Here is a 25,778-nt window from a genome sequence, read left to right on the forward strand (position 1 = left end):
TATCGAGTGATCTCGAACCCGCTGGCACCCCTTCGGAGCCCCCTCAGCGAGTCTCGACCCAACGTCAACCATGCGGTTGTCCGCACTGTTCGCACCTATAATCGCAGTCTTTCCGCGCGGACCTGCGCAAATATTCTAATCCAATGCCCGGACGCTTTTTCACCGCGAAGTACAAACGTCACACCGGATGGCGGGAAACCGCATGGTGGTTGACGGCTCCCGACAGGGCGCCAGCAAGGATCGCAACAAGCCCGGGCGGCTGTTTTACCGCAAGCGCCATGCCTATTATCGCCGTGACAGCCACGGCCACGCGAGGCGCCGCCCGCGGATGCTGAAACGGATCAAGAACCCCGACGTTAGCAAGGCGCTGGCGAACATCGTCTGGCTCGGTCTCGAACGCCTCACGCAGATCGCGGTCGCCGTTGCCATCAGCGGACTGCTCGCGCGCTACTTCGGCCCCGATGTCTTCGGCAAATGGCAATACGCCAACACGCTGCTGCTCGTGCTCTCGCCCATCACCTGGGTGTGCGGCGCCGAGATTCTCGTGCCAACCATCGTGAATCGCCCGCCGGGCCAGCTAGGCACGGTGCTCGGCAACGCGTTCGTGCTGCGCATGGGCGTATCCGCGGCGGCGCTGGTCTTGACTTGGATCGGCATTGCGGCGGGTTTCACTGATCCCCTCGTCGGCGCCATGCTCGCCGGCCTCGCTTTGACCATGCTGTTTCGCGAGCCGTTCGTCGGCGTGATCAACGCGTGGCTGCAAAGCATGACGTACAGCAAACCGCAATTGCTGACCAGCATGCTCACGGCGCTCGCCAAAGCGGCACTCGTATATGTGCTCGTGCGTGCGGCGGCAAGCCCGGCGCGCTTCGGCTGGCTGTGGGCGCTGGAAGCGGCGGTCATCGGCGGGGTATTGATGCTGTACTACATGCATCGACACGGCGGCGAGCTCGGCTGGCACATCGACCGCTCGATGTTCCGCCACTTCGCCAGCGCCGGCACGGTGTTCTGGCTCGGCCTCATTTGTATGTATCTGTTCCTGAAGCTGGACCGGCTCATGCTGGAGCGCCACATTTCGTTCGCCGATCTCGGCCGGTATTCCGCCGCGCAGCAACTCAACGAAAACTGGATCACGCTCGCACTGATGCTCGCGCAGACGATCGCGCCGGCGTTCGTGTATCGCGTGCAGGATGCACTGCAATTGAAGCGCAACATCGGCCGGTTGATCGCCATGACGGCCGCACTGATGATCGGCGGCGCGATAGTGCTGGACCTGCTCGCGGGTGTCATCATTTCGCGCGTGTTCGGACCGGCTTATACCGAATCCATCGGCATTTTCCGCTGGGCCGTGTGGCTATCGGTGCCGGCTGGCATCGAAGCGATCGGGAACCTCGTCGTGCTTAAATACCAGGCGAAATTCGTGTTGCTCGCAAAGTGGCTTCTGGCGCTGGCGGTGGCGTTCGTGGTGAACCTGATCGCGATTCCACGCATGGGCAGCTACGGCGCGCTGATCGGACTGGCGGCGGGATATCTCGCGGCGGCATCGGTCAATTTCTACTACATCCGCTTCAGGCTGCGGGTATGAGCGCCTACTCACCTACCACGCCTATGCCATCACTGACGCTCGACGACGTCACCGTGCTGATCCCGGTGTTCAACGCCCAGCACGACCTGGACCGTACGCTCGCATCGTTCTGCGAGCGTACGCCGGTGCGCGTGCTGATCGTCGATGACGGCAGCCTGCCGCCTATCGTCGCGCCATCGGTTGCGAACCTCGCGATCGATGTGCTGCGGATGCCGCGCAATGGCGGTATCGAGCTTGCGTTGCAAACGGGCGTGGCCGCGCTGGCGGAGCGGGGTGTCAAGTACGCGGCGCGCATCGATGCGGGCGACCTGGCGACGCCGTATCGGCTGGAAAAGCAGCGCGCTTATATGGAGGCGCATCCGAAAACGGCGGCGCTCGGCATGTGGACGCATGTAGTTAGCATGGAAGGCGCGCCGCTGTTCGACCTTCGCCCGCCTGCCGAACCAGCAGTGATTCGCCGCGTCATGCTGCTGCGCGCCTGCTTCTCCCATCCGACGATGATGCTGCGCGTCACCGCCGTGATGGAAGCCGGCAACTATCGCGCGGAGTATCACGCGGCTGAGGATCTCGACCTGTTCCTGCGCCTGATGCAACACCACGACTGCGCGAACCTGCCGGAATTCGGCGTGTATTACGAACTCAACGAGCACGGCATCAGCGCGACGAAACGCCGGACGCAAACGCTGTCTACACTGCGGCTGCAATTGAAATACATGCGTTTGACGAACCTGCCCGACTGGCTCGGTGTAGCGAAAAATATCGCGCATCTGATGCTGCCATACGGCGCGGTGCGCGCGTTGAAGACGCGCTTGTTTCCCGCATGACGTAAGTCCTTGCTTCAAGCCCCGGATTTAAAGCCCGCCGTCCAGCGCCTGACCTACCGTATTTAAAACCGATCGAATGAACGCAGAGAAATCCCGCCTTCGCATTGCCCTCGTCTGCAACACCGCGTGGGCCATCTACACCTACCGGCGCGGTTTGCTGCGGATGCTGATCGAACGCGGCGTCGACGTCTCGGTAATCGCGCCGCGCGACCGGACTTTCGCGCCGCTCGAGGAAATGGGCTGCCGATGCGTCGAGCTGCCGGTAGCGTCGAAAGGCACCAGTCCCCGCGATGACCTGAAGACCCTCGCCGCGCTGGTTCGCGAGTACCGCGCCACCCGGCCGCACATGGTGTTTCACTACACGATCAAGCCGAATATCTACGGTTCGATCGCGGCGAAACTCGCGGGTGTGCCGTCCATAGCGGTCACCACGGGGCTCGGTTATGTGTTTATCCAGAAGAGCCGGACGGCGAGCGTTGCCAAGCGGCTTTATCGTTTTGCGTTTCGCTTTCCGCGCGAAGTGTGGTTCCTGAATCAGGACGACCGGCAGGCGTTCATCGACCAGGACTTGCTGGTTCATCCCGAGCGCGCACGGCTGCTGCACGGCGAAGGCGTCGATCTCGGCGACTACGCGTATCAGCCGCTACCGCGCGCCAACCCGCAGACGGAAGGCTTTTTTTTCATTTTAATTGGCCGTCTGCTGTGGGATAAAGGCGTCGCGGAATACGTCGATGCAGCCCGCCGGCTGCGCGAAAAATATCCGTATGCGCGGTTCCAGTTGCTCGGACCCGTGGGCGTCGACAACCCCAGCGCCATCACGCTCGATGAAGTGCAGGCCTGGCAGCGGGAAGGGGTCATCGATTATCTCGGCGAGGCGCAAGATGTCCGTGCGTTTATCGGCAATGCGGATTGTGTGGTGCTGCCGTCGTATCGTGAAGGCGTGCCGCGGACCCTGATGGAGGCGTCGGCAATGGGACGCCCGATTGTCGCCACCGATGTCCCGGGCTGCCGCGAAGTCGTCGAAAACGGCGTCACCGGCCTGCTGTGCGAAGTAAAAAACGCCGACAGCCTCACACAGCAGATGGAGCAGATGCTTTTGCTGGACCACGCGGCGCGCGCTGAAATGGGCGTGGCGGGCCGCGCGAAGGTCGCGCGCGAATTCGACGAAAACGTGGTCGTCGAGCGTTATAAAGGCACAATACGCGCGGTTACCGGCGTTTCACTCTAAATCACCCTCCGGGAGCGTTATTCATGACTGGTCACACAAGCGCGAAGGGCACGATCCTTGTTACGGGCGGCGCCGGTTTTATCGGCTCGCATACTTGCGTCGAATTGCTTAACGTTGGTTACGGGGTTGTCGTGATCGATAACCTCGTGAACAGCAACGCGCAATCGCTGAAACGCGTCGAGCAGATTACGGGCAAAAAGCTGGCATTCTACGAAGCCGATGTCCGCGATGAAACCACCCTCGCCCGCATTTTTGACGAACACGCCATCACCGGCGCGATTCATTTCGCCGCGTTGAAATCAGTGGGCGAATCGGTGGCGAAACCGATCGAGTATTACCGCAACAACATGGACAGCCTGCTCGTGCTGCTCGACACCATGCGCGCGCGCGACGTGAAGAAGATCGTCTTCAGCTCATCGGCCACGGTATATGGCGTGCCGAAAAGCGTGCCTATCGACGAGTCGTTTCCGCTGTCGGCAACGAACCCCTACGGACAATCGAAACTGATCGCCGAGCAGGTCTTGCGCGATCTGGAAATCTCGGATCCGGCGTGGCGCATCGCGACGTTGCGTTATTTCAATCCGGTCGGGGCGCACGAAAGCGGCTTGATCGGTGAAGATCCGGCGGGCGTGCCGAACAACCTGATGCCGTATGTGGCGCAAGTGGCCGTGGGCAAGCTGGAACGCCTGCGTATTTTCGGCAGCGATTACGCGACCCATGACGGCACCGGCGTGCGCGATTACATTCATGTGGTCGACTTGGCGCGTGGTCACATCAAGGCGCTCGATGCCCTGGAATCGCTCGACAGCAGTTTTGTCGTGAACCTGGGCACGGGTCAGGGTTATAGCGTGCTGGACGTGGTGAAGGCGTTCGAAGCAGCGTCGGGCAAGCCCGTGCCGTATAAACTCGTCGCCCGCCGTCCGGGCGATATCGCCGAATGTTTCGCCGACCCGGCCGCCGCTGCGAAGCTGCTCGGCTGGCAAGCGGAACACGGCATCGAGCGGATGTGCGCCGATCACTGGCGCTGGCAGTCGCAAAATCCACGGGGTTTTGCCTGACGTTCTGGTTCAGGCAACGCCCACGCGGCGCGGCCTGACGCGTTCTTTTTAGTGGTCATTTTTCATGCTCAGTTTTGCGCTCGGTTTTCTCGTTTCGCTATTCATCACGCTGCTGATCGTGCGGTTTGCGCATTTGCACGAAGGTCTCTCCGGCGATAGCGATTTTGCCGGCGTGCAGAAGTTCCACGCGCGGTCCGTGCCTCGCATCGGCGGGGTCGGAATTTTGGTCGGGCTCACCGCCTCGGCCGTGCAGCTTCGATGGACCTATCCGGTCGTATCGAGCGGAATCCTCGCCATTGTTGCTTGCGGGATGCCGGCGTTTATTTCCGGACTCGTTGAGGACCTGACCAAGCGGGTCACGCCGGTCATCCGCCTGGTGTGCACGATGGCCGCAGCCGCGCTTGCGTACTTCTTGCTGGGGATTGCGGTCACGCGTATCAGCGTCCCGCCGCTGGACTTCTTGCTGACCTACGGGGTTATCTCGTGTCTCGTGACCGTGGTGGCGGTGGCGGCTTTGGCTAACGCGATCAATATCATCGACGGCTTCAATGGGCTCGCGTCCATGGTCGCGTTCCTGATGTTTGCGTCGCTCGCGTACGTGGCGTTCCAGGTTCACGACCCGGTGGTGTTGTCCGCATCGCTGATCATGATGGGCGCGGTGATGGGCTTTTTCATCTGGAATTTCCCCGCCGGGCTGATCTTTCTCGGCGACGGCGGCGCTTATTTCATCGGCTTCATGCTCGCCGAGCTGTCCATCCTGCTCGTGATGCGCAATCGCGATGTCTCAGCGTGGTTCCCGGTGCTGCTGTTCATGTATCCGATCTTCGAGACGTGTTTCTCGATCTATCGGAAGAAGTTTATTCGCGGGATTTCCCCCGGGATTCCCGATGGCGTGCATCTGCATATGCTGGTTTATAAGCGCCTGATGCGCTGGGCCGTCGGTGCGCAGAACGCGCGCGAAATCACGCGGCGCAATTCGCTGACGTCGCCGTATCTGTGGCTGCTCTGTCTGGTTGCCGTGATTCCCGCCACGCTGTTCTGGCGGCACACGCTGCATCTGTTCTGCTTCGTCGTGGTATTTGCGATCACTTACGTGTGGCTGTACGTCAGCATCGTCCGGTTTAAATCACCGCGATGGATGGTGTTCCGGCGAGCGCATCCGGTAAAGAAATAACGGTTCCCGCGCCGGCAGTTTTTCGTACCGGCGCGGCCCTTCCTTTTAGCTCGATGCAAACTCGAGCAAGTCCGCGTTCACCTTGTCAGCCTCGACCACGCACATGCCGTGCGCGCCACCCGGATACACCTTGAGCGTCGCGTTCTTGACGATCTTCGCCGACAGTCTTCCGGCTGCATCAATCGGCACGATCTGGTCGTCGTCGCCGTGCAGGATCAAGGTCGGGACATCGAACTTCTTCAGGTCTTCCGTGTAGTCGACCTCCGAAAATTCCTTGATACACAAGTAGTGCCCCAGTATCCCGCCCAACATTCCCTGCGCCCAGAACGTGTCGATCACACCCTGCGATTTCTTGGCGTTATCGCGGTTATAGCCAAAGAACGGTACCGCCAGATCCTTGTAGAACTGTGAGCGATCGCCCACCACGCCTGCGCGGATTCCATCGAATACATCCTTTGGCAAGCCACCCGGGTTCGCTTCCGTCTTCAACATCAACGGCGGCACCGCCCCGATCAACACGGCCTTCGATACCCGCCCGGTCCCATGCCGCCCGATATAACGCGCGACCTCTCCGCCGCCCGTGGAATGGCCCACCAGCATGGCGTCCTTCACGTCCAATGCGTCGAGCACCGCGGCCAGGTCGTCGGCGTAGGTGTCCATGTCGTTGCCTTGTCCCGGCTGGCCGGAACGCCCATGTCCCCGCCGGTCGTGCGCGATGACCCGGTAGCCCTTCTGGACCAGGAACAACATCTGCGCGTCCCACGCGTCCGCATCCAGCGGCCACCCATGCGAGAACACCACCGTCTTGCCGGTACCCCAGTCCTTGTAGAAAATTTCCGTGCCGTCCTTCGTCTTGATCGTGCTCATCGAACGTGCTCCTTAAGGTGAGATAACGCGCTACGTCCGCCGTCCGTCACCTTCGGCATGGGCGCAACGCGTGGGGTTTAGCGAAGGTTTGCCGTGCCTCCGCCATGCGAATCCTGCGCCCTTCATGCGACGTCTTGATGTTTTCTTCAAGCACCGATTTGATCGTATGAAACGGCGAGGAAATTGATCAGATCCCGGTCCGACACGCGGGTGTTCGTACAGGTTAGGCGACGAACGCCGCGTCGCAAAGGCTTGCTGACATCGTCTTGGCCGCCGATGCACGCCATCCCGTCTGCACGCTTCAATCCTGCCGCTTTACTGCATTTTTCCGCCAACTCGAGCCGTCTTTCATGCACACCGTATTAAGCGGGATTCTTCGGGAAAACGCGAATTAATCAATCGCATTGGGCGGGTCCGGTTTATCTCGCCGGAAAGTCAATGCTATAGAAGTTATTACCCATGATTACCTGAAGACTATTGAAAATTCCTGTTTTTACTCATTCAGAACGGTCGAGAGGGGTCGAAGCAAGGATTGCCCTATCGGTACAATTGCTTATGTCTGAACATATCCTATTGCAACTATCTGATCCCTTAACTATCGTGCTAGAGAGGCATCGGTGAGTTAACATTATGAACGAGAACATCATATATTCTTCTCCGCTTTACCCCTTGCTCGTACAAACCACGCTACGACGATTGAGCAGCTTCCCGGCAGCGCTGCCAAGAGGCTATTGAAGCTCGTCTATAAAAAAGCAAACGATAAACAGCGCAAATAAACCAGATTGGAGACCCAGAATGAGCTCGCATACCGGCAGCCCGATTACCGGTTCACCCGGATTTTTTTCTAAAGAAGCAACCATCGCAAAACCTGGATTTTCGCGCTGGATGGTCCCGCCCGCCGCGTTGGCGGTGCATCTGTGCATAGGCCAGGCTTACGCGTTTTCCGTTTTCAACGCGCCACTCACGCGGGTGATCGGGATCACGGAATCGGCTCCGGACGACTGGTCGCTGACCACGCTCGGCTGGATCTTTTCGCTGGCTATCGTGTTTCTCGGGTTGTCGGCGGCATTCGCCGGCAAATGGCTGGAGAAGGTCGGGCCGCGGCGCACCATGTTCACGGCGGCCTGCTGCTTCGGCGGTGGTTTCCTGGTAGCGGCGCTCGGCATCCATTTGCATCAGATCGTGCTGGTCTACCTCGGCTACGGCGTGATTGGCGGGATTGGGCTCGGGCTAGGTTATGTCTCGCCTGTGTCCACGCTGATCCGCTGGTTTCCTGACCGGCGCGGCATGGCGACCGGCATGGCGATCATGGGTTTCGGCGGCGGTGCGATGATCGCGGCGCCTGCTTCGGTGGCGCTGATGAACCACTTCAAGAGCGCGACCAGCAACGGCGTGACCGAGACCTTCGTGGTGCTGGGCGTCATCTATTTCATCTCGATGTCGATCGGTGCGCTCGCCATCCGCGTCCCGCGTTCGAACTGGACGCCAGCGGGCTGGACGCCGCCGGTGACCAACGGCAACAAGATGATCACGCGCAATCACGTGCATATCGACCAGGCGTTGAAGACGCCGCAGTTCTACCTGATCTGGCTGGTGCTTTTCCTCAACGTGACTGCCGGGATCGGCGTGTTGGGCCAAGCGTCGGTGATGATCCAGGAGAGCTTCAAGGCATCGATCACGGCGGCTGCCGCGGCTGGTTTCGTCGGCCTGCTTTCGCTCTTCAACATGGGCGGGCGTTTCGTGTGGGCATCGGCGTCGGACTGGATCGGACGCAAGAACACCTACTTCGTGTTCTTCGCGCTCGGCGCGGTGTTGTATCTGCTGGTGCCGCAATTTGCGCAGAGCGGCAACGTTGCGCTCTTCGTGCTCTCGTATTGCGTGATCCTGTCCATGTACGGTGGTGGCTTCGCGACCGTACCGGCCTATCTCGCCGATATGTTCGGCACGAAATTCGTGGGCGGCATTCATGGACGCCTGCTGACCGCGTGGGCGGCGGCCGGTATCGCCGGTCCTGTGCTGGTGAACTACATTCGCGCGTATGAAGTGGCGCATGGCGTGGTGAAAGCTGAGGCCTATACCACGACGCTGCACATCATGGCGGGACTGCTGGTGATCGGCTTTATCTGCAACTTGCTGGTGAAGCGCGTGCACGAGAAACATCACATGAGCGCGTCCGCACTCGCGGCAGACTGAATCCACTGAACCTACTCTAGCGCGGAGAATGCGATGAACACCCATACTAACCTGAACGCCGAGCTGGACGCGCAGCCGTCCAACAAGCTGCTGCTCGGCGTGTTCTGGATCTATGCAATCGTGCCGCTTGCATGGGGCGTGATCAACACCCTGGTCCAGGCGACCAAGCTGTTTCATTGACGCTGAAGATTCAACGTCTGAAAAACAAAAACGCCGGCTTGAACAGCCGGCGTTTTTTGTTACCACGCTCGAATCTGCACCAACCCTCACGCCTTCAATTCAAGCCGGCGCACCTGCCATGCCGCCCGTGACCTGCCGCGCGACTTCCAGATAACGCTCGGCGGTATCGGCCAACGTAAGACCCCCTAGCGGCCGCTGCGCCCGCCCTTGGCCCAACGCGGTCACCAACGCGCGTGCATAGGCCGAAGTATCCTCTGGATCCAGCAGATGCACAGCCGGAAAATCCGCCGCAAAGCTGAACGGCCGGATGTCGCTGGCGACAATCGGCACGCCCGACGCCAGCGCCTCCAGGAACGCGATGCTATGGCCTTCGAAGCGCGACGGCATCGCGAACACGCTGGCCTTGAAAAGAATGTCGGAGATGTCCGAACGCGGCCCTTCCACCGTGACCCGCTGCTCGAGCCGAAGCTTCGCCACGAGATCCTTTACCGCCGTGAAATACGCTGGATCCTCGACCACGCCGACCAGCAGCAATCGCGCGAGTGGCACCTGCTGCGCAACCTCCTTGAACGCATGCACCGTCTGCAACTGGTTCTTCACCGACGTATAACGCCCGATCTGCACAATCTGCGCATGGTCATTGGCAAGATCGGCATTCAGCCCGGGCGAGAAGCGCGCCATATCGACACCGTTTGGAATCAGCTGCATCGACGGATGCCCGCCAACGGCGGCCACATAGTCGTCGAGATTCGCCGGCGATACCCCGATCACCGCCCGCGCCCGCCGCGACAATACCCGCTCGATGCGCCGGAACAGACCGCGCTCGAAGTCGTTGGTCGCCGAATGCATCACGTACACCACGGGTGCTGATAGTGGCAGTGCGCGCGCATAAAAAGCGGGAATGGTCGCGTGGGCAAACACCACGTCCGGGCGATAATGGTGAACCGTCTGGTACAAATGCCACAGCTTGCCGAACGTGCCATGGAACCCGCTGGGAAACATGCACTCCACGCCGTTGGCATCGAGCTCCTGGCGCAGCGTGAGGAAGTCATCATGTTGCGGCCGCAGCGACGTCACGCCGACCACTTCGCCGCTTCTCTGCTGATGAATCGCGAGATCCTTGGCCAGCACTTCCGCCCCTGAGAGGCGGGGGGCAAGAACAAGATGAAGGATGCGCATTACGCCTCCCTGGCAATTCGGAACAGCATCCAGCCGGCGGCTGCACCAAGGCCGACCGTCATCGCCCAGGCAATGCCCGTGACGCCCCACAAATGGGTGGCGACCGGCACCGTGACCAGCAGCACCACGGCCTGGACGATGGACGCGTGCGTAGCGACCTTCGGCAAGCCCACAGCGCGCAAATACGATACCAGCACGGCGATCATTGCACCGATAGCCATGTTGACCACGAAGATCCTGAAGAGCGGCACGGCGGGCAGCCACGCGGTTCCCAGCACGATCTGGAACAGCGGTTCGGCGGCAAGGCGCAAGATGATCACCAGCACCGCGAGTCCGCCGGCGATCAGCGCAAGATAACGGCGGAACAGCCGGGCAGCGAAATCCGCATCCTTGCGGTGATGCGCGGAGAAGGTCGGAAACAGGTATTGCGACATCGCAATGGCGGCGTCGGCAAGCAGCATCTGGGCGAGCTTCGAGGACATCTGGTACGCGCCCAGTTGAGCCGGCCCGAGCAGCTTTGCCACGATCACCTTGTCGAACTGATTCAGCAGCAGGTTCACCACGCTGCCCGCCCAGATCCAGCGGCTGAAATTCACGTAATGACCAATCCCCTTCCACGACAGCCGCAGCGGCGGACGCGGCGACATGGTGGTCCAGGTCAGGACCGTCTTCAATGATTCTCCCGCCACCATGCCGAGCAGCACCGAATAAGCGCCCGCGCCGCCAAGCGCGAAGGCCAGGCCGATCGCGCAATCGAGGAAAGCCGACGACATCTCCACGCCCGCGATGCGCATGAATCCGCGCTCGCGCGTGACGATGTAATACGCCGGCGACGCCACGCCCCGAATCAGCGGCAATAGCGCCGCGAGTTGCAGCAGCAGCAGCGAGCCGCCAAGATGAAACTGCTGGTCCATCAGCGGCGCAGCGCAGACAATCAGTAGCGCAATCAACCCGCCACGCGACGCCAGCGTGGTCCACACGGCGCCGAGTTGCGAGCGGTTCGGCGTTTCGCGGCCTTGCACCACCGCTTGCGCGAGACCGGTATCGCTGAGCGATTCAGCAATAGCGACCGCCAGCAACGCCACGCTGACGCTGCCGATTGCGGCGGGCCCGAGAATCCGGCCGATCGCCAGGAACTTGACCGCGACGAAGCCGCGCACCACGATTTGTTGCAGTAGGACCCAGATGGCGGCGTCCTGATCGAAACGCACGCTCGCGGTTGAAAACGGTAAGCGAACTGCTCTCACAGACATTCCTCGCGTCGGATCGACTTTTTGTAGTTGGAGCGTGGCAAACGGATTTCCCAAGAGACGTGACTTTGCATTAGCGATATTTGCCCAGGGTTTCCGCAAAGGTAACGTGGTGCGCCCTGTGCCGTGCGCCATCTCGTAGTCGATATCGGCCCTCGTGTGTGCTGGATCACTGTCTTTTTTCGCCAGAGGAATACCCTGACTTTGGCGGTTGCGCAGCGTGTGGCAATGCTAGTGTTGACGTTATCGACTGATGTTTGGCGCCGCGCGCCTGATCGGGCCCCGCTCGCTTTGACCGCCCGGAGAGGACGTTCTGCGCGCGGCCATCCTGATCACGCCCTTTTTGTACGCTTTCAAAAACAATGACCATGGCCAATGACACGCTCGACACCGTGCTGATTGTCGAACCGGATTTCACCGGGCATCGCTGGCGTTATGCCGAGTGGGCCGCAGCCGCTTACATGGAAGCGGGGTATCGGTGCGTGATAGTGACCGACCCGGCGAACGCGGGGCATTCGCTCGCCAAGCGCATCGCTCAGGAGAACCGGCCCGAGTTGCAGATCCAGTTCGTCGAGCCGCTCCAACACGGCCGCCGCGGCTTTGCGAAGGTCAGCTATGTGCGGTTTTTCCGCGATTTCCAGCATGCATTCGACATCGCCAGCCGCAACCGGAAGGTCGCGCTGGTCGTAGTCCCTTACGTCGATTATTTCTTTTACTCGCTGCCGTTCACGGGTTCGCCGTTTGGCGCAACGCCGTGGGTGGGCATTACGATGCGGGCCAATTTTCATCATGCCAAGGTGGGCGTGAAGGCACCGCGCGAACCGTTGATCAACGCGATCAAAGCGCAATTTTTTCTGCGCGCCATTCGTACGCCGGGCTTGAAGACTTTGCTCACCATCGATCCCACGCTTACCGAATGGTACGCGGGGAAGCCGGGGCATCCTGAGCGTCATCAGGCGGCCCGTAGCGCGGCCGTTCAGTATCTCGCCGACCCATTCCCTGACGCGAGGGCTACGGAGCCGCTGGCGGCCCGGCTGCGCCTGGGGCTCGGCGCTGGCAGGCACGTGCTTGTCTATGGAGCAATCACCGAGCGCAAGGGCATTCAGGAGCTGGTCACAGCGCTAGCACAGCGGGCAGGCGCTGACCCGCTGACACTCGTTGTCGCGGGGGCACAGGACGACGAGACTCGCGCGTTCTTTTCTTCAGCGGGTGCGTTATCGCCTGCGGCGGTTTTCATGGACCGGTTCATTACTGCCGAGGAAGAACTCGACCTGTTTTCCGCCTGCGATGTGGTCTGGCTCGGTTATAAAGGGCACTACGGCATGAGCGGCGTACTGGTCCAGGCTTACAGATTCGGCAAGCCCGTGGTCGCCACGGCCGATGGGCTGATTGGATGGTTTTGCCGGACCGGTGAGTTGGGGCCGGTGGTCGAGAATTTATCGGCTACGTCGATTAATCGCGCTTTCGACAAGGTGTTCGAGGAGCGCCCGGCAGGAACGCCAGCCGGGCCGCATTTGTTGGAACGCAATACGTTGGGCTACTTCAAGCAGACGCTGCGGCAAGCGATTATTTGAAGCTTCGTGGTTTGGCGAGCACTTTTAGCATGTTGCAGGCGACCAGCGGTTCAATCAGCAAGCCGCGCCCCTGCCGTCAGACAACATCATGCGGCCCTATCATGCAGCGTCACTGCCGGCCGTGTCGACGGCGCGATGGTTGTTAACCTCGCGCGAATCCGCCTTCGCATTGGCTCTGCAAAATACTGAAAAATCACGGCGCTCAAGCATATTGCGAAGAGCATGGCGATCCATCCATTCGATTGCCTGAACCCAACGATAAACGCCAAGTGCGCTAACGGCACGTGAATGAGGTAGAGAGAATAGCTTGCCTCACCAAGGCGCACGAGCCAGCGTTGATTGAGGAAGCTGATGTTGATTGAGGAAGCTGATGACAGGACGCTCCAACAACACAAGGCCAAGTATGAGCGCAGCGAAGAACGGCGATTCCAGATAGTAGGCGGGAGAAACCGGACACCAGATTACCAGCGCAATAACCGCAACGAGTGCCACGGAAATCAGTGCAACGCCGTGAGAGTGGAGTGAAGTGCCACGCGAGCGCAGCTCATCGAACTTGATCGCGGCAGCTATGCCAACGATGAATTCGAACAGGTGTGTAATCGGGAACTCGGCGACGAGAAAGCCGTGACGACTAGCTGGAAGCGCGTGCTGTAGAAACACGATCCACAGCCCTTGCAGCATCCAGAGTCCTGCACACACGAAGAACAACGTCCTCATTCGCAATGCTCCAGCCTGCGCAGGAGCAGCGGAAACAGCGCGTAGAAGAACGCTTCGCAGGAAATGCTCCATGAAGGCCCGTTCCATGGTTGATGAATTGCCGCGAATGGAAACCATGCATTCAGCAGTAACAGTTGGCAGATCAGGCTGACGGCGAGTGAGATATAAACAGAACTCCTTAGCGCGTACCGATCGAGCATGAGCGATGAATCGCCGCCATTAAGCAGATAAGCGGTGACGAGCGCCGACAGACCCAGTGACAGAAGCACGACCGGATAGATCGGGCGAAGCGGGCGACATAGAAACGCGCCGGGCCGTCGGTACCGATCGTTTTCCGGTACGTATAAGTCAGGATGAATCCGGAGAGCACGAAAAATAGCGATACGGCGGGAGGACCGCCATCGACGAAATCAAAGAACCACTTGGGGGCATTGAGTAAGCCTAGCTCGGTGAAATGCGATAACACCACCGTCAGGGCCGCAAGAAAGCGGATGCTAGTGAGCGCTGGTAGTACCCCACCAGACTGACTTGTCGTTGTGCTCATTTCGACCCCTGTCTTTTTCTCGGAGTGGTAGCAGCATCGGGCTGCAGGGCAGCATCGGCAGGCGAAGTTCAGCTTCGCTTTGGCGGCATTGCACTCGCAAAATAAGCCGGCGGACTGCCTGGCTGAGCCAGCACTGCGCGGGTAGGCGCCGCGCAGGCTCAACTGAAACCGGCATCAAACCCCTTCGGCCCCATCAGCGGCTGCATCCCGTCCAGCCGACACTCTTAAAGGAGCCCTCACTAACCATTCCCGCGCCCATCGTGAGCATGGTTCTTCAACTCGCCTTGCAGTAAAGCGAGCACCGGTATAAGCCACGACTGTAGCGACTGCCATCGATACAGCGAAAACCAGCACGCCGTGATATTCGGCAAAATCATCGACCGCATCGATCTTGACCACGGCACGCACGCCGAGAATCGCGACGAAATGCCAGATATAAATGCCAAAGCTATTACGCCCCAGGTTCCCCAGTGCCGGCGCCTGCAACGTCCGTGGAGAGACGCGCGTCAACAACAACATCACCGCGGCAGTCGCAAGCGCCGCAAATGTCGGCGCAACACCGTGAGCCATCCCGCGCCCGGTACCGGCCAGGAACAACGCGGCAACCATGACCAGTCCACCAGGCACAAGCCATCCGCATGCACGCAATGGCAACACCCTGTCGCCGATCAAATAATCCTTGGCCAGATGCCAGGTCCAGAACCCGACGATAAAACACGGCAATTGCGTAGGCGGCCAGAAATAGAAGAAGTCGTTGTTCACCACACGGCATGCAGGTCCGTCATCGCAAGCGCCGAAATACCAGAACGACGCCGAGAACAACGCGGTCAGTATCGACACGACAATCAGGCCACGCGTAGTCCGGCAAAAGAACACCAGCGCAGGAGCCATCATGTAGAAAAGCATCTCGACGCTGATCGACCAGCCACCCGGAACGACACTGTCAGTCGCCGACGGAACCCACGCATGAACGAAGATCAGGTTGAGGATGACATCGGAAAAATCGTGCGGCAACAGCATGTGGCCGTGCGCGCGACGAACCACGTAATCGACGACCGCGTAACCGATGATCGCCAGGTAGTAAAGCGGCGCGATGCGCGCAAAACGCTTCACATAGAAATTGCGCAACACCTCGCGCGTTGCGCTTAAGCGCTGCGCATCATGCTCGATCGAAGCGAAAATCGTGATCGCGCTGATGACGAAAAAGCACTGGACGCCGTACTGACCGAGATTGGCCAGCGTATCGAGCCATACGGGACTCGTTACCATCCACGGTGCGAGGTGAACCGCAATCACGCCGATCACGGCAAGCGTGCGCCCGACGTCAAGCGCCGCGATGCGCGGAGCCGTTGTCATAGGCGAACCTCCGGATCATCAATGCATGAGCCGATCCCGTCGCTCACGCTGCCCCTCAGGTAGCTTGACGGCCGACACCTCGACACGCATTCGAAGCGGCAGTAATGCAGTGTTTCCATGGTCGTTCCCGGGCAACAAGTTGGCACGGTCCAGGCGAGCACCCGGACGATTCGGTCAATCAGGGGAAAGCGCGCTTAAAGCAAAAGCGCGGTTTCGATAGACGCGCTCAGGACACGTGCGTGCTCACCACGGGCACTTCCATTTCTCCCTTGCGCTTGGCCGGGAACAACGCGTCACGCATCTTGAGGAATGGGAATTCGATTGCACGCGTGGTCACGTAGCCAATCACGATCGCAATGCAAAATTGGGCGCTCAGTACAAGCGCCCAGGCAGCAAGCGACGGAACATGCATGGCAGCCATCTTGCGGATCATGATGTCGGCGGGCGCGAGCGCCAGCGAATGCCACAGATAGATGCCGTACGAATACACACCGATCCACGCCACCGCGCGATACGCAATCGAATCGCGGATAGCCCCGGAGTATTCGACCGACAGGACGATCGCGGCAGTGAAGCCGATAGCCTGGATGGTGTAGCCAATACTTTCGTCGAGCGCATAGTGCGGCGTAGCCAGGACAAGCCATGCAATCAGCCCTGCCACCATGCTGAGCAGCAGCCATTTCTGGCTGGCAAACTTCTTGTAAAGCTCGGGCTTCATCCAGTAGAACGCGGCGAGGATCACGCCGAACAGCAGGCTGTCTATGCGGTACTGCGTCTGGAAGAACGCAGCATCCAGATCACCATTCGACACCACCGCGCAACGCGCGAGCAACACGATGCCGCAGATCCCCAGCAACGTGCCGATGATCGCATTCGCCCCCGCCTTGAAGCGCACGAACAGCAACAGCAACGCCGGCAGGAAAAGATAGAAATGTTCCTCGACTGCAAGGCTCCAGGTCTGATTGATCGACGTACCCAGGTAGTTCTGCAAGTGCGTCAGGTTCTGGACGAGGAAGGTGTCGGTGGGATGGCGGCCGGCGAATACATGGAACAGGATCAGCACGTAATACGCGGGCCAGATCTTGAAGATGCGTCGAATGATGAAGCGCCGGGCATCAATGCGTCCCGCTTCTGAATATTGCTTCAGCAGCAGGCCACCCACGAGAAAGCCGCTCAACGTGAAGAACAGGTTAACGCCCTCGCGGCCGAAACTTTTCAACGGATATTCGATCCAGCTAACAAATGAATAACCGGTCTTGACCGAGTGGAAGTGAAAGCCCATTACGGCGATGATCGCAATGCCCCGCACGAAGTCGAGCTCGATTGTCCGGTTTGATGTTTGTTGTGTACGTGGTGTGCCGAACAAGCCCATGGTGTTCCCCTTTGCGGCGGCGCGTGTGCCCCGCGATTCCGACCTGCCTTTCGGTATTTATTCCTGACGCTTCAGGCAAAATCCTGCGGCCGGACGCATCCGGCCGCGTCCAGACTGGCAGTTCTTGAATCTTCGTCTGAGCACTCCGGTTTCATCCGCCAACATCACGCCATTCACGGCCATGCACTGCGGGCTGTCGCACGCAAGCGACGCCTCGTGCGGATTGCCGGGCAGTGCACCGCCGCGGCAACACTCCAGCGCCCGGAGCCGGCTGTAAATCGGCCGTAAACAACAGCCCCGCCGCGCTTTGCGTGAGGCGGCTCGCATGCCGCAACCCGTCGATTCAAGACGAAGACTAGTGCTTTACCGCCTCCCCGGATGCAGCGGATTCGGCCGCTGATATATTCCGAGCAATCAGCCAGCCGCTTTGGGGAAAGCGCTCCCCATTAGAGACGCGAGATGCAGACCGAATACAGGCCGCGCGTCGAGCGTGCTTCATGGCGAATGTGCGGAACGGAACGATCCATGCGGGTTCGCGACCATCCAGCGTTGGCCCCTTTACGTCGGAAGTAAGCAGCCGTTTGAATTCGCCCGGCCGCTGACCTTGATGATGAGCGCTGAAAACGGGAACCGAACACGTTATGCGAGCCATGCAACGGAAAGGATGCTTTCAGCAAGGCATGCTCAGGAGAACGATCAGGGGAACCACCAGGCCGACATCGCCTGTGTCCGAACCGGGCGCCATGCGCCGCTGAACGTCGAAGTGTCCGCAGCGAAGCCTCAAAACTGAGAGTTGAAGAGAGACAAGCCCATGCGCAATAAATTCACGATCTTATGGATCTGGCTGCTGATATGCCCTCTCGCGCTCGACTACAAGGCGGGACTGGACGACGGCAGCCACGCGATGCAGATCGTCATGACCTTGCCGGCGCTCGCCGCCGGATTGATCCTGTGGCTGATCGCGCCAAGCTTCACTCAGCGCTCGCGATTGCGTTCGATCATTACAGCCGGAACCATCATGACCGTAGCCGGCAGCATCGTGGCCCAGCTCATGCAAGGCAATGACTTCGGCAACTATCTGCGCACCCTGCTGCCCTTCGGGCTGTTCCTGCTTGGCTACCTTGTTGCATGCCGACCGTGGCAAGGCGACCGGATCGAGCAGTTCGAGAAGGCGCTGTTCTGGTCGATGGCCATCTCGCTCGTCTTCACCTTCGCCTTCGGCATAGCGACCAGCGGCGGCCCGCTCGACGACGTACGCTACCGGATCATATCGTCTACCTTCCTCGGCTTGCAGGGCATCCTCCTGCATGAGTTCGTGGTCGCTAAACGCTTTACCAAGATCACCCTCGCCCTGTTCCTCGGCACGATCCTGATCGAACTCCTGAGCGTGACGCGAAGCTTGCTGGTGGGCACCGTCTTGCTGTTCGTCTTCGCGACGTGGCTGTCGGCGCCGTCGGCGCGGCACCTGGCCAAGGCCGGCATGCGCGCGGCATTGACCGGCCTGTTGATCGCCGCGATGGCGGTCAGCGCGGCGTCATTTTTCCCCGATGTCGCCGAACACTGGACACAACGCATCTACGCTTCGAAGGAAACGACTTCGGGCATGGACCCGACCACTATCACGCGTCTCGCGGAGATGAAGGATCAGTACGATCAGGTCACGTCCACGCCGTCATCGCTGATCGCGGGCAAGGGGTATGGCGCGGTGTATCACTATTCGCCCGACTATCTGCCCGACCTTGCCGGACAAATCTCGAAGAAGGACTTCTATGCGATCCAGGAATTTGCCGCAGGCCACAACTTCTGGGTGTACCAGTTCTTCGCTGGCGGTTTGCTGTTCGGTATCTGGATGCCGCTTGCGATACTGCTTGCACTGGGCCTCGGCGGGATGGCGTATCGCGTGTGGCGGCGGCGCGCGCCAGACCTGCTATACCTGCCCGTGATGGGACGTTCGCTGCTGCTGCTCGCGGGCTTGCCGGCTACGTCGATCGGCGGTAATCCACTCGGCCCGCGGTATTCCGGTCTCGTGTTCGGCGTCGCGCTTGGTTTGCTGGTCGCGACCTATACGCGTCTCTCGTATGCCATGCGGGAACGAGACGCCCGGCATCGCGCGCAGCAAGGACTACCGAAGAAGCGCCGGCCTGGAACACCCGCGCCGTCGCCTGCTCCGGTCACTCCCGTCGCCATGCCGACGCCCGTATCCGCCCATGCGCCCGCGCTGAACGAAGGCCGCGATCCCACCACGGGCACGATGTCGCGGTATACATCCGCATGAAGATCGAGCCACGTCGACCACCGATCAATCACCCAAGCGGCGACCGGCAATGAAGATCCTGCATTTGTTATCGACTATCGACCCGCGTGCGGGTGGACCGACTGAAGGCGTCCGGCAAAGCGGCGTCGACATGACCTCGCTGGGTCATGAAGTGGAGGTCGTCACGCTCGACGACCCTGCCGCGCCCTGGCTCGCCGCGTTCCCGCTGACCGTGCATGCGCTCGGGCCGTCGCGTGGCAACTATGGCCTGACGCCGCATCTTGTGCCCTGGCTTAAAACACACGCCACGCAGTTCGATGCCGTGATCATCAATGGCCTGTGGCAATACCATAGCTATGGTGCGTGGAAGGCCTTGCGCGAGCTTGACGTGCCTTACTACGTGTTTCCGCACGGCATGCTCGATCCGTGGTTCAAGCGCACCTATCCGCTCAAGCACCTGAAGAAATCCCTGTACTGGCCGTGGGCGGAATATCGCGTGCTGCGCGATGCGCGGCGTGTGTTGTTCACGGCTGAGGAAGAGCGTGTGCTCGCGCGGCAATCGTTCCGGTTGTATCGCGCGAACGAAGAAGTGGTGGCCTTCGGCACGACTTCGCCGCCAACGTTTTCTGCGTCGGTACGCGATGCCTTTCTCGCGGCTTATCCCGCACTCGATGGCAAGCGCCTGCTGCTGTTCCTCGGCCGCATTCATGAGAAGAAGGGTTGTGACCTGCTGGTCAAGGCGTTTGCCGAGATCCGCGATATTGATCCTTCTGCGCACCTTGTGATGGCCGGCCCGGACAGCGGCGAATGGACACCTGCGCTGCAAAAGCTGGCTGTTGAACTGGGTATCGCCGATCGCATCACGTGGACAGGCATGCTGCTCGGCGACATGAAGTGGGGTGCGTTCCAGGCAAGCGATGCGTTCATCTTGCCATCGCATCAGGAGAATTTCGGCATTGCGGTTGCTGAAGCGCTCGGATGCGGCCTGCCGGCGCTGATCTCCGACAAGGTGAATATTTGGCGCGAAGTGGAAGCGGATGGTGCGGGATTCGTCGCATCGGATACGGTGGCGGGGACGGTATCGAGTCTCAGGCACTGGCTTGAACTGGAACCGTCGTTGGCGGCCGCGATGCGTACGCAGGCCAGGCAGACTTTTCATCGACGCTTCACGGTCGAGGCCATGTCGAAGGATCTGCTGCGGGTGTTGCAGGCCGATGCGGATTTCGCTCGCGCCGGTGGACCGGTTTTGGTGAGCGTGGAGCGGTGATGTCAATGTCCGGGGGTGGGTTTCGGGGCTAGCGGCATAGACCCCGACCGCTAGCCCCGAAACCTCGCAATCCCCCGTCCGCCGGCGCGAGCAAAAAAGAAACCCACCGCCCTACTTCTTCGCCATGAAGGCCAGATCCGAAGGCGGACACAACGTCGACGCAGCGAACGGCAACGTGGTGTCTTCGGACGTCCGGCGCTCAGCGCCCGCGCCAATCGACGTCACTGACGCAAGCGGCGAAATCTCGCCGCGCAACGCCTTCAGCAGATGTTCGGAAAGCCGTAGCGTCATCGCCGCAATCGTAATGGTCGGAAAATTCGCTCCGACCGTCGGAAATACAGAACTGCCGGCCACATACAGATTGCTCATGCCGTGCACCTGGCAGTTGCGGTCAACCACGCCTTGCTTAGGCGAATCGTGCATGCGGGTCGTACCCATGTGATGCCACGTGCCTTCCAGCTGCGCCGGCCACGGCTTGCCTTCCATCGGCTCGTCGAGCTGCACGTCGGCCACGCCGGTTCGCTGCATTTCTTCCGCCAACAAGGTCACGGTCCGATCGAACGTGCGCTTCGCCAACTCGGTCAACTGCCAGTCCACCCGAACGCGATTGATGCCAAGCGCATCCTTCTGCGACGACAAAGTCACCCGGCTATCACGGTTCGGCTCCGCTTCCACGATGGTCTGGAACTTGACGTCGGTGATCAGCGGACGCGGCTGCAACAAACGCGCAAGACCAAAGCAAGCCGTGTCCACGGGATGCATGGCCATGGTCAACAAGTCCCGCGAGAAGTTCCAGTCCGGCTGATCCTTTTGCAACACCGCCTGTTTGCAGCGCACGAGCGCTTCAGCGCCCTCGGTGTTTTCGCCACGAAACACCGAATAGAACCACACGCGTGCGTTAAGCAAACGTTCACGTTCGAGCACCTTCTGCGTCAGCGCAAACTGCGACGAGATGAACTGCCCGTGCGCGGCCACCGAAGCGTTTTGATAGTGATACTTGATGTCGTAAAGCTTGTTACGCGCCCACGGCTTCTTGAACTTGATGCTGCCCTGCATGGTGCGCGGGTGGTCCATGAAATAGCGACCGACCAGGTCGTTGCCATTGCCGAGGCCCGCAGCTTGCACCTTGTTCGACGCCAGCAGCAGCCGGGCGTTTTCAATCCCGCCTGTTGCCAGCACGAAGATCTTCGCAGCCACGGTGAAACGCCGGCCACTCAGCGTCCCCACATCGACACGCGTAACATGGCGCGCTTCGGTGTCAGAGTCGATGTTCGTCGCGTTGGCGTTGAGGAACACGCGCACATGCGACGAACGCTCGAGCACGGCCTTGTACACCTTGCCGAAACGCACCGGCGGGCTGAACTGCGAGATCGTGTCACGAACGGTACCGCTTGGCAGCGGATGACGCCTGACGTCGTCGCGGCCAATGGCGGCTTCCCAATAAGCAGGATCGAAATTATTTTCGCCCAGCTTGAGCAATCCATGCGTGCGTGCATAGTACGGACGCAATTCGTCGAGCCCGAAAGGCCAGCCGCTATCGTTCACCCAATCGCGCTTTTCGAAGTCCCACGAATCGAGCGGCCGGCACCACCCGCCCCAGCAGTTGCTGCTCCCGCCCAGGAAGCGGCTGCGACTGCCATCCGCATAGGTATAAGGAATGCCGACGTTCTCGCCGCGATACAAATCGCGCGTGGCATCGTCAGGCTTGTAGCCACCACTCTCGAGCAGGACGGTGTCTATACCGTGCTTATCCATTTCGAGCGCCAGCGTGATCCCGGCAACCCCTGCCCCAATGATGCAGACCGTGGTTTCAACTATCGCGCGCTGCTCAACATTCCGGCTGTCAATGAACATTCCCCGTGCTCCCTCTCGTGTGCAGCAGTTCGCCCACGTGTTGTGCAGGCTCTCCGCTGTCGTCACCCGTTGTCGAAACGCTTCGCTGCCGGTGCTGCTTCACGCGGCCAATTTGCCGCCGGCACCCGACAGGTTTCGGTCCCTAAATAATCCACGAAGCACTGCGCGAGTTTCAGTCGAAATTACTTGCAGCCAGGAAGTCATGCAAGCCTTACCTGCGTGTAATAATCGTCGGACTCGTGCTTCGTCACCCGCCAAGATAAAGGCACAGACAGCCAAAAGCGCGCTGGTCGACGCGCCCGGCATGCCCCCTACAAATGCGTTTTTCAGCGGCGCACTTTCCTAGTGCCTTTCTGGTGCCTTTCTGGTGCTATACGGTGAACCGCTTCCTGATAAATCGCACCGGATTCCCGCCATATACGCCTTCTGCATCCAGCGACCGATGTACCACCGACAGCGGCGTCACCACTGTCGAGCGGCCGATGGTCACGCCCATTTGTACGACACATTTCGATGTAATCCACACGCCGTCCTCAATCACGATGGGCGCAACACGCAAGTCCATGTTGCTCTCCAGATCGTGTGAACCAGTGGTGAGAAATGCGTCCTGCGAGATGCATACATTCGAGCCGATCCGGATCAGCGCCTGGTTGTAGATCCACGCGTTCACTCCGAACCAGCAGTTGTCGCCCACTTCCAGATTCCACGGCGCCTTCACCCGAACGGGATGAGGCATCCGGCAACCGGAACCAATGCGTGCGCCAAAGCGGCGCAACAGCCAGACGCGTACGGCCGATACCGGTATGAACTTGTTATTGATGACGGCGGCTTCAATAAAGAACCACACGATCTCCGTCAGCACGCCACGCCGGGCCACATAGTTGCCCTTGCCCGCGAGACTGAGGTCGATGACCTTGCCGCTGCCCATAGTGCTTGCGCGGCCCTCGCCATTGAAGCGCGCTGCGCCTTCGGTTGCGCCCGGGGCACTGTGATGCGAGCCCTGACTGGTGGTGGCCTTGTCCTTCGCCACCTGGTCCTCAACGCGAGGTTCGTCGATTGTTCTGAGCATGATTGCCGGCCCCCGAGCCCGTGCAGCGGATTGCATAACCAGTTGCATAACAACGCCGCGTGAAACGATTATCTGCGATACGTCTTGGCGTTCTCGTGCGCCAGCCCACTAATGGCCGCAAGGGAAAGACTTTTGGCGGTATCTGCATGAGCGTGCGCGAGAAGATTTACTACCCTGAAACAAGGGGTGGCAACCGCTCGACACCACGCCGGCTTTGGGATAACAATCAATCTTCATACTCGCCGATTTACTTGCTGATCCTGCGGAGCGCATCATGAAATCAATCAATCGCCAACCCTCGCTTCATCGCGTATTAGCCTTGGCTGTCGTGAGCGCCGCGTGCTTGGCATGGCCTTCTGCCCATGCAGCCGGAGGCGATGCTGGTACGCCCGACCTGGGGGCTGAAGAGAAGTTGCTGGGTGGCCCTGACACCTATGGAGCGACTTATGCCGATCCCTATGGGCAGGCTCCCACTGGCAACCGTGCTAAGGCCGCCGCTGCCACCACGTCCGCTGAGAAGATGATGACCAACAACGCGGACCCGGCTCAGACCAACGCGTCGTTCATCACCCCCGGCGCGGTGGCAATGAAGCCCGGTGCGCGCGTGCAAGTGAAGGACGCAGGCGGCAAGCTCGTGACTACCCCGGAAGACGCTGCGCAGTCCGTGTACAGCACAACCGGCCTCAAGCCGACCGGCAAGAAAACAACGGAGATCTATCGGTCTCCGTATTAAAGGTTCTTGCGTCGTGGGCGTTTTGAGCCGTGCTTCGAACAAGCCTGTGGAACAGACAGTGAAGCAGGTTGCCTGGCTAGCTTCACCAGGCTGATTACACCAGAGCGTAAGCCGCGTCCGGTCCCTGCGGGCCAATGATCAATCGATCTTCTCGATCTCCACCAGCTTCACCGCAGAACCCGTCTTGGGCGATGGGCTTGCCGCGCTGGCCGTCTTCGCTTCCTTGCGTTCGCTCATCCGCCCGGCCGCACCTTCGCCCCTTAATACGCGTAGCTTTTCGTCCAGTCGCCCGAGCACCCACCCCGGCGATAAATTCAGCTCCGCGAATGCACGGCCCTCCGCACCGAGGATGGCGCGCTGCTCCGGATCGGCCACGAGCGTCTCGATCGCATCGGACAAGGCCTGCACATTCTCCGGCGGCACGACTACGCCCCGCGGCGTCACGATGTTATGAAGCTCAGTTCCCGGACGCGCCATGGCAATCACCACGCGTCCGCTCGCGAATATGCCCGTGAGTTTGGACGGCATGACGAGATCGGACGCATCGCCGCGTTGCGGGAGCACGTGGATATCGGCGAGATTGAGCAGTTCGTTCAGGCGTGTGGTCGGTTGCAGCGGAATAAACCGGCAGTTGGACAAATGCTCGCAGCACTTCTCCAACTCCGCCTTGGTCGCGCCATTCCCGCAGAACACGAACACGATGTCCTGGCGCGCAGCTAATGCAGCCGCTGCGCCCGCCAGCACTTCGATGCCCTGCTTCGCGCCCATGTTGCCAGAGTAAAGGACGACCTTCGCGCTCTCGGGTATGTTCAATTCATCGCGATACTTATTCGCGCGATCAAGCGGATAGATCGCGCTGATATCCACCCAGTTCGGCAGGCGGAACACATTGGCAGAGGCAACGCCCTTCGCAATCGCACGCTCGGCCATCTTGTCCGAGATCGTCGAGACAACGTTAAACCGCCGCAAAAGCGCACTTTCGACCGTGCGCGCAAGGCGTCCCGTACGCTGACCCTTGAGCAGGCCGAGATCGAACGCGGCATCTACTTCGAAATCCTGAATATGCAGCCATGAATGTGCACCCGTCAAACGCGCGAGCGCGAGCGCGGCCGGCGCGTTGAGCATGGTCGGGGCAATCGACATCACGACGTCGGGACGCCACCACACCTGCAAGACCAACGCAGGCAGCGAGGCCAGCGCAAATGAAGTGAGATGGATCATGCGCTTGAGACCGCTCGGATGGGCCGGCACCCACAGAGGCGAACGCCAGATACGCACCTGATTGCGTATTTCGCGCGAACCGCGCGAGCCCGAATAGCCTTTGGCAATCTTCCATTCCGGATAATACGGAGGTGCGCACACAACGCGAACGTCGTGCCCCTGGTGCTGCAAAGCCTCCGCCATCTCGGCGGTGTATTTGCCGGTTCCCGTCAACTCGGGCGCGTAATTGAGCCCGTATATAAGGATTCTCATCATGCCTCCACTTCCGCCGGGCGAGCA

General features: G+C 60.2%; 22 protein-coding genes. 11 read left to right on the plus strand and 11 right to left on the minus strand.

Features of this window, described 5'->3' with window-relative positions; translation table 11 throughout:
• Positions 1–328: 328 nt before the first annotated feature.
• The 5 genes from ACSQ36_RS14635 to ACSQ36_RS14655 all read left to right on the plus strand — a co-directional run bounded on the left by ACSQ36_RS14635 (position 329) and on the right by ACSQ36_RS14655 (position 5,869).
• Positions 329–1,585: an oligosaccharide flippase family protein gene (locus ACSQ36_RS14635; protein WP_436183185.1), complete on the plus strand. Its 1,257-nt coding sequence runs from the start codon at positions 329–331 to the stop codon at positions 1,583–1,585.
• Positions 1,582–2,409 (plus strand): glycosyltransferase, encoded by an 828-nt coding sequence (locus tag ACSQ36_RS14640; RefSeq protein ID WP_436182417.1) that lies wholly within the window; start codon positions 1,582–1,584, stop codon positions 2,407–2,409. The genes ACSQ36_RS14635 and ACSQ36_RS14640 overlap by 4 nt, the downstream gene beginning before the upstream one ends.
• A gap of 76 nt (positions 2,410–2,485) precedes the next feature.
• Positions 2,486–3,637, plus strand: coding sequence for a glycosyltransferase family 4 protein (locus ACSQ36_RS14645; RefSeq protein ID WP_436182418.1), 1,152 nt, complete (start codon positions 2,486–2,488; stop codon positions 3,635–3,637).
• A 23-nt stretch (positions 3,638–3,660) separates the two neighbouring features.
• Positions 3,661–4,695 carry a UDP-glucose 4-epimerase GalE gene (galE, locus tag ACSQ36_RS14650; protein ID WP_436182419.1) on the plus strand — a complete coding sequence of 345 codons (1,035 nt, stop codon included), beginning with the start codon at positions 3,661–3,663 and terminating at the stop codon, positions 4,693–4,695.
• A gap of 64 nt (positions 4,696–4,759) precedes the next feature.
• The gene (locus tag ACSQ36_RS14655; RefSeq protein ID WP_436182420.1) at positions 4,760–5,869 is read left to right on the plus strand and encodes an MraY family glycosyltransferase; all 1,110 of its coding nucleotides are present in this window, start codon (positions 4,760–4,762) and stop codon (positions 5,867–5,869) included.
• A 45-nt stretch (positions 5,870–5,914) separates the two neighbouring features.
• Here ACSQ36_RS14655 and ACSQ36_RS14660 read toward each other — a convergent pair whose 3' ends face one another.
• Positions 5,915–6,736: an alpha/beta fold hydrolase gene (locus ACSQ36_RS14660; protein ID WP_436182421.1), complete on the minus strand. Its 822-nt coding sequence runs from the start codon at positions 6,734–6,736 to the stop codon at positions 5,915–5,917.
• Positions 6,737–7,531: 795 nt separating this feature from the next.
• On the opposite strand from ACSQ36_RS14660, the gene ACSQ36_RS14665 reads away from it, so the two are divergent.
• Positions 7,532–8,929, plus strand: coding sequence for an L-lactate MFS transporter (locus ACSQ36_RS14665; RefSeq protein ID WP_436182422.1), 1,398 nt, complete (start codon positions 7,532–7,534; stop codon positions 8,927–8,929).
• A gap of 33 nt (positions 8,930–8,962) precedes the next feature.
• A complete protein-coding gene (locus tag ACSQ36_RS14670) occupies positions 8,963–9,109 on the plus strand; it encodes an MFS transporter small subunit (RefSeq protein WP_213768721.1) in 147 nt (48 codons plus the stop codon).
• A gap of 99 nt (positions 9,110–9,208) precedes the next feature.
• Here ACSQ36_RS14670 and ACSQ36_RS14675 read toward each other — a convergent pair whose 3' ends face one another.
• Both ACSQ36_RS14675 and ACSQ36_RS14680 read right to left on the minus strand, forming a co-directional pair.
• Positions 9,209–10,288, minus strand: a complete 1,080-nt coding sequence (locus ACSQ36_RS14675) for a glycosyltransferase family 4 protein (RefSeq protein WP_436182423.1) — start codon at positions 10,286–10,288, stop codon at positions 9,209–9,211.
• On the minus strand, positions 10,288–11,535 hold the full coding sequence (locus tag ACSQ36_RS14680; protein ID WP_436182424.1) for an oligosaccharide flippase family protein: 1,248 nt from the start codon (positions 11,533–11,535) through the stop codon (positions 10,288–10,290). Before ACSQ36_RS14680 ends, ACSQ36_RS14675 begins: the two co-directional genes overlap by 1 nt.
• A 365-nt stretch (positions 11,536–11,900) precedes the next feature.
• Here ACSQ36_RS14680 and ACSQ36_RS14685 point away from each other — a divergent pair, with 365 nt between their 5' ends.
• On the plus strand, positions 11,901–13,112 hold the full coding sequence (locus ACSQ36_RS14685) for a glycosyltransferase (protein WP_436182425.1): 1,212 nt from the start codon (positions 11,901–11,903) through the stop codon (positions 13,110–13,112).
• Positions 13,113–13,424: 312 nt separating this feature from the next.
• Here ACSQ36_RS14685 and ACSQ36_RS14690 read toward each other — a convergent pair whose 3' ends face one another.
• The 5 genes from ACSQ36_RS14690 to ACSQ36_RS14710 form a co-directional block, all read right to left on the minus strand.
• Positions 13,425–13,793, minus strand: coding sequence for a hypothetical protein (locus ACSQ36_RS14690; protein WP_436182426.1), 369 nt, complete (start codon positions 13,791–13,793; stop codon positions 13,425–13,427).
• Positions 13,794–13,825: 32 nt separating this feature from the next.
• Positions 13,826–14,098, minus strand: coding sequence for a hypothetical protein (locus ACSQ36_RS14695; RefSeq protein WP_436183227.1), 273 nt, complete (start codon positions 14,096–14,098; stop codon positions 13,826–13,828).
• On the minus strand, positions 14,008–14,373 hold the full coding sequence (locus tag ACSQ36_RS14700) for an acyltransferase family protein (protein WP_436182427.1): 366 nt from the start codon (positions 14,371–14,373) through the stop codon (positions 14,008–14,010). The genes ACSQ36_RS14695 and ACSQ36_RS14700 overlap by 91 nt, the downstream gene beginning before the upstream one ends.
• Before the next feature lie 174 nt (positions 14,374–14,547).
• On the minus strand, positions 14,548–15,729 hold the full coding sequence (locus tag ACSQ36_RS14705) for an acyltransferase family protein (RefSeq protein WP_436182428.1): 1,182 nt from the start codon (positions 15,727–15,729) through the stop codon (positions 14,548–14,550).
• Between the two features lie 226 nt (positions 15,730–15,955).
• A complete protein-coding gene (locus ACSQ36_RS14710) occupies positions 15,956–17,101 on the minus strand; it encodes an acyltransferase family protein (protein ID WP_436182429.1) in 1,146 nt (381 codons plus the stop codon).
• Positions 17,102–17,912: 811 nt separating this feature from the next.
• Between ACSQ36_RS14710 and ACSQ36_RS14715 the strand changes: the two genes are divergently transcribed.
• Together ACSQ36_RS14715 and ACSQ36_RS14720 are read left to right on the plus strand one after the other, a co-directional pair.
• On the plus strand, positions 17,913–19,376 hold the full coding sequence (locus ACSQ36_RS14715) for a hypothetical protein (RefSeq protein WP_436182430.1): 1,464 nt from the start codon (positions 17,913–17,915) through the stop codon (positions 19,374–19,376).
• 49 nt (positions 19,377–19,425) lie between these two features.
• Positions 19,426–20,622, plus strand: a complete 1,197-nt coding sequence (locus ACSQ36_RS14720) for a glycosyltransferase (protein WP_436182431.1) — start codon at positions 19,426–19,428, stop codon at positions 20,620–20,622.
• A 111-nt stretch (positions 20,623–20,733) separates the two neighbouring features.
• Here ACSQ36_RS14720 and ACSQ36_RS14725 read toward each other — a convergent pair whose 3' ends face one another.
• Both ACSQ36_RS14725 and ACSQ36_RS14730 read right to left on the minus strand, forming a co-directional pair.
• Positions 20,734–22,476: an FAD-dependent oxidoreductase gene (locus ACSQ36_RS14725; protein WP_436182432.1), complete on the minus strand. Its 1,743-nt coding sequence runs from the start codon at positions 22,474–22,476 to the stop codon at positions 20,734–20,736.
• A gap of 370 nt (positions 22,477–22,846) precedes the next feature.
• Positions 22,847–23,404, minus strand: a complete 558-nt coding sequence (locus ACSQ36_RS14730) for a putative colanic acid biosynthesis acetyltransferase (protein WP_436183186.1) — start codon at positions 23,402–23,404, stop codon at positions 22,847–22,849.
• Between the two features lie 415 nt (positions 23,405–23,819).
• Here ACSQ36_RS14730 and ACSQ36_RS14735 point away from each other — a divergent pair, with 415 nt between their 5' ends.
• Complete coding sequence (locus tag ACSQ36_RS14735) at positions 23,820–24,278, plus strand: hypothetical protein (RefSeq protein WP_436182433.1); 459 nt, start codon at positions 23,820–23,822, stop codon at positions 24,276–24,278.
• A gap of 138 nt (positions 24,279–24,416) precedes the next feature.
• Here ACSQ36_RS14735 and ACSQ36_RS14740 read toward each other — a convergent pair whose 3' ends face one another.
• Positions 24,417–25,751: a glycosyltransferase WbuB gene (locus ACSQ36_RS14740; RefSeq protein WP_436183187.1), complete on the minus strand. Its 1,335-nt coding sequence runs from the start codon at positions 25,749–25,751 to the stop codon at positions 24,417–24,419.
• Positions 25,752–25,778 lie beyond the last annotated feature (27 nt).

Origin of the sequence: Caballeronia sp. LjRoot34, assembly GCF_964253815.1 — a bacterium.
GTDB lineage: Bacteria > Pseudomonadota > Gammaproteobacteria > Burkholderiales > Burkholderiaceae > Caballeronia.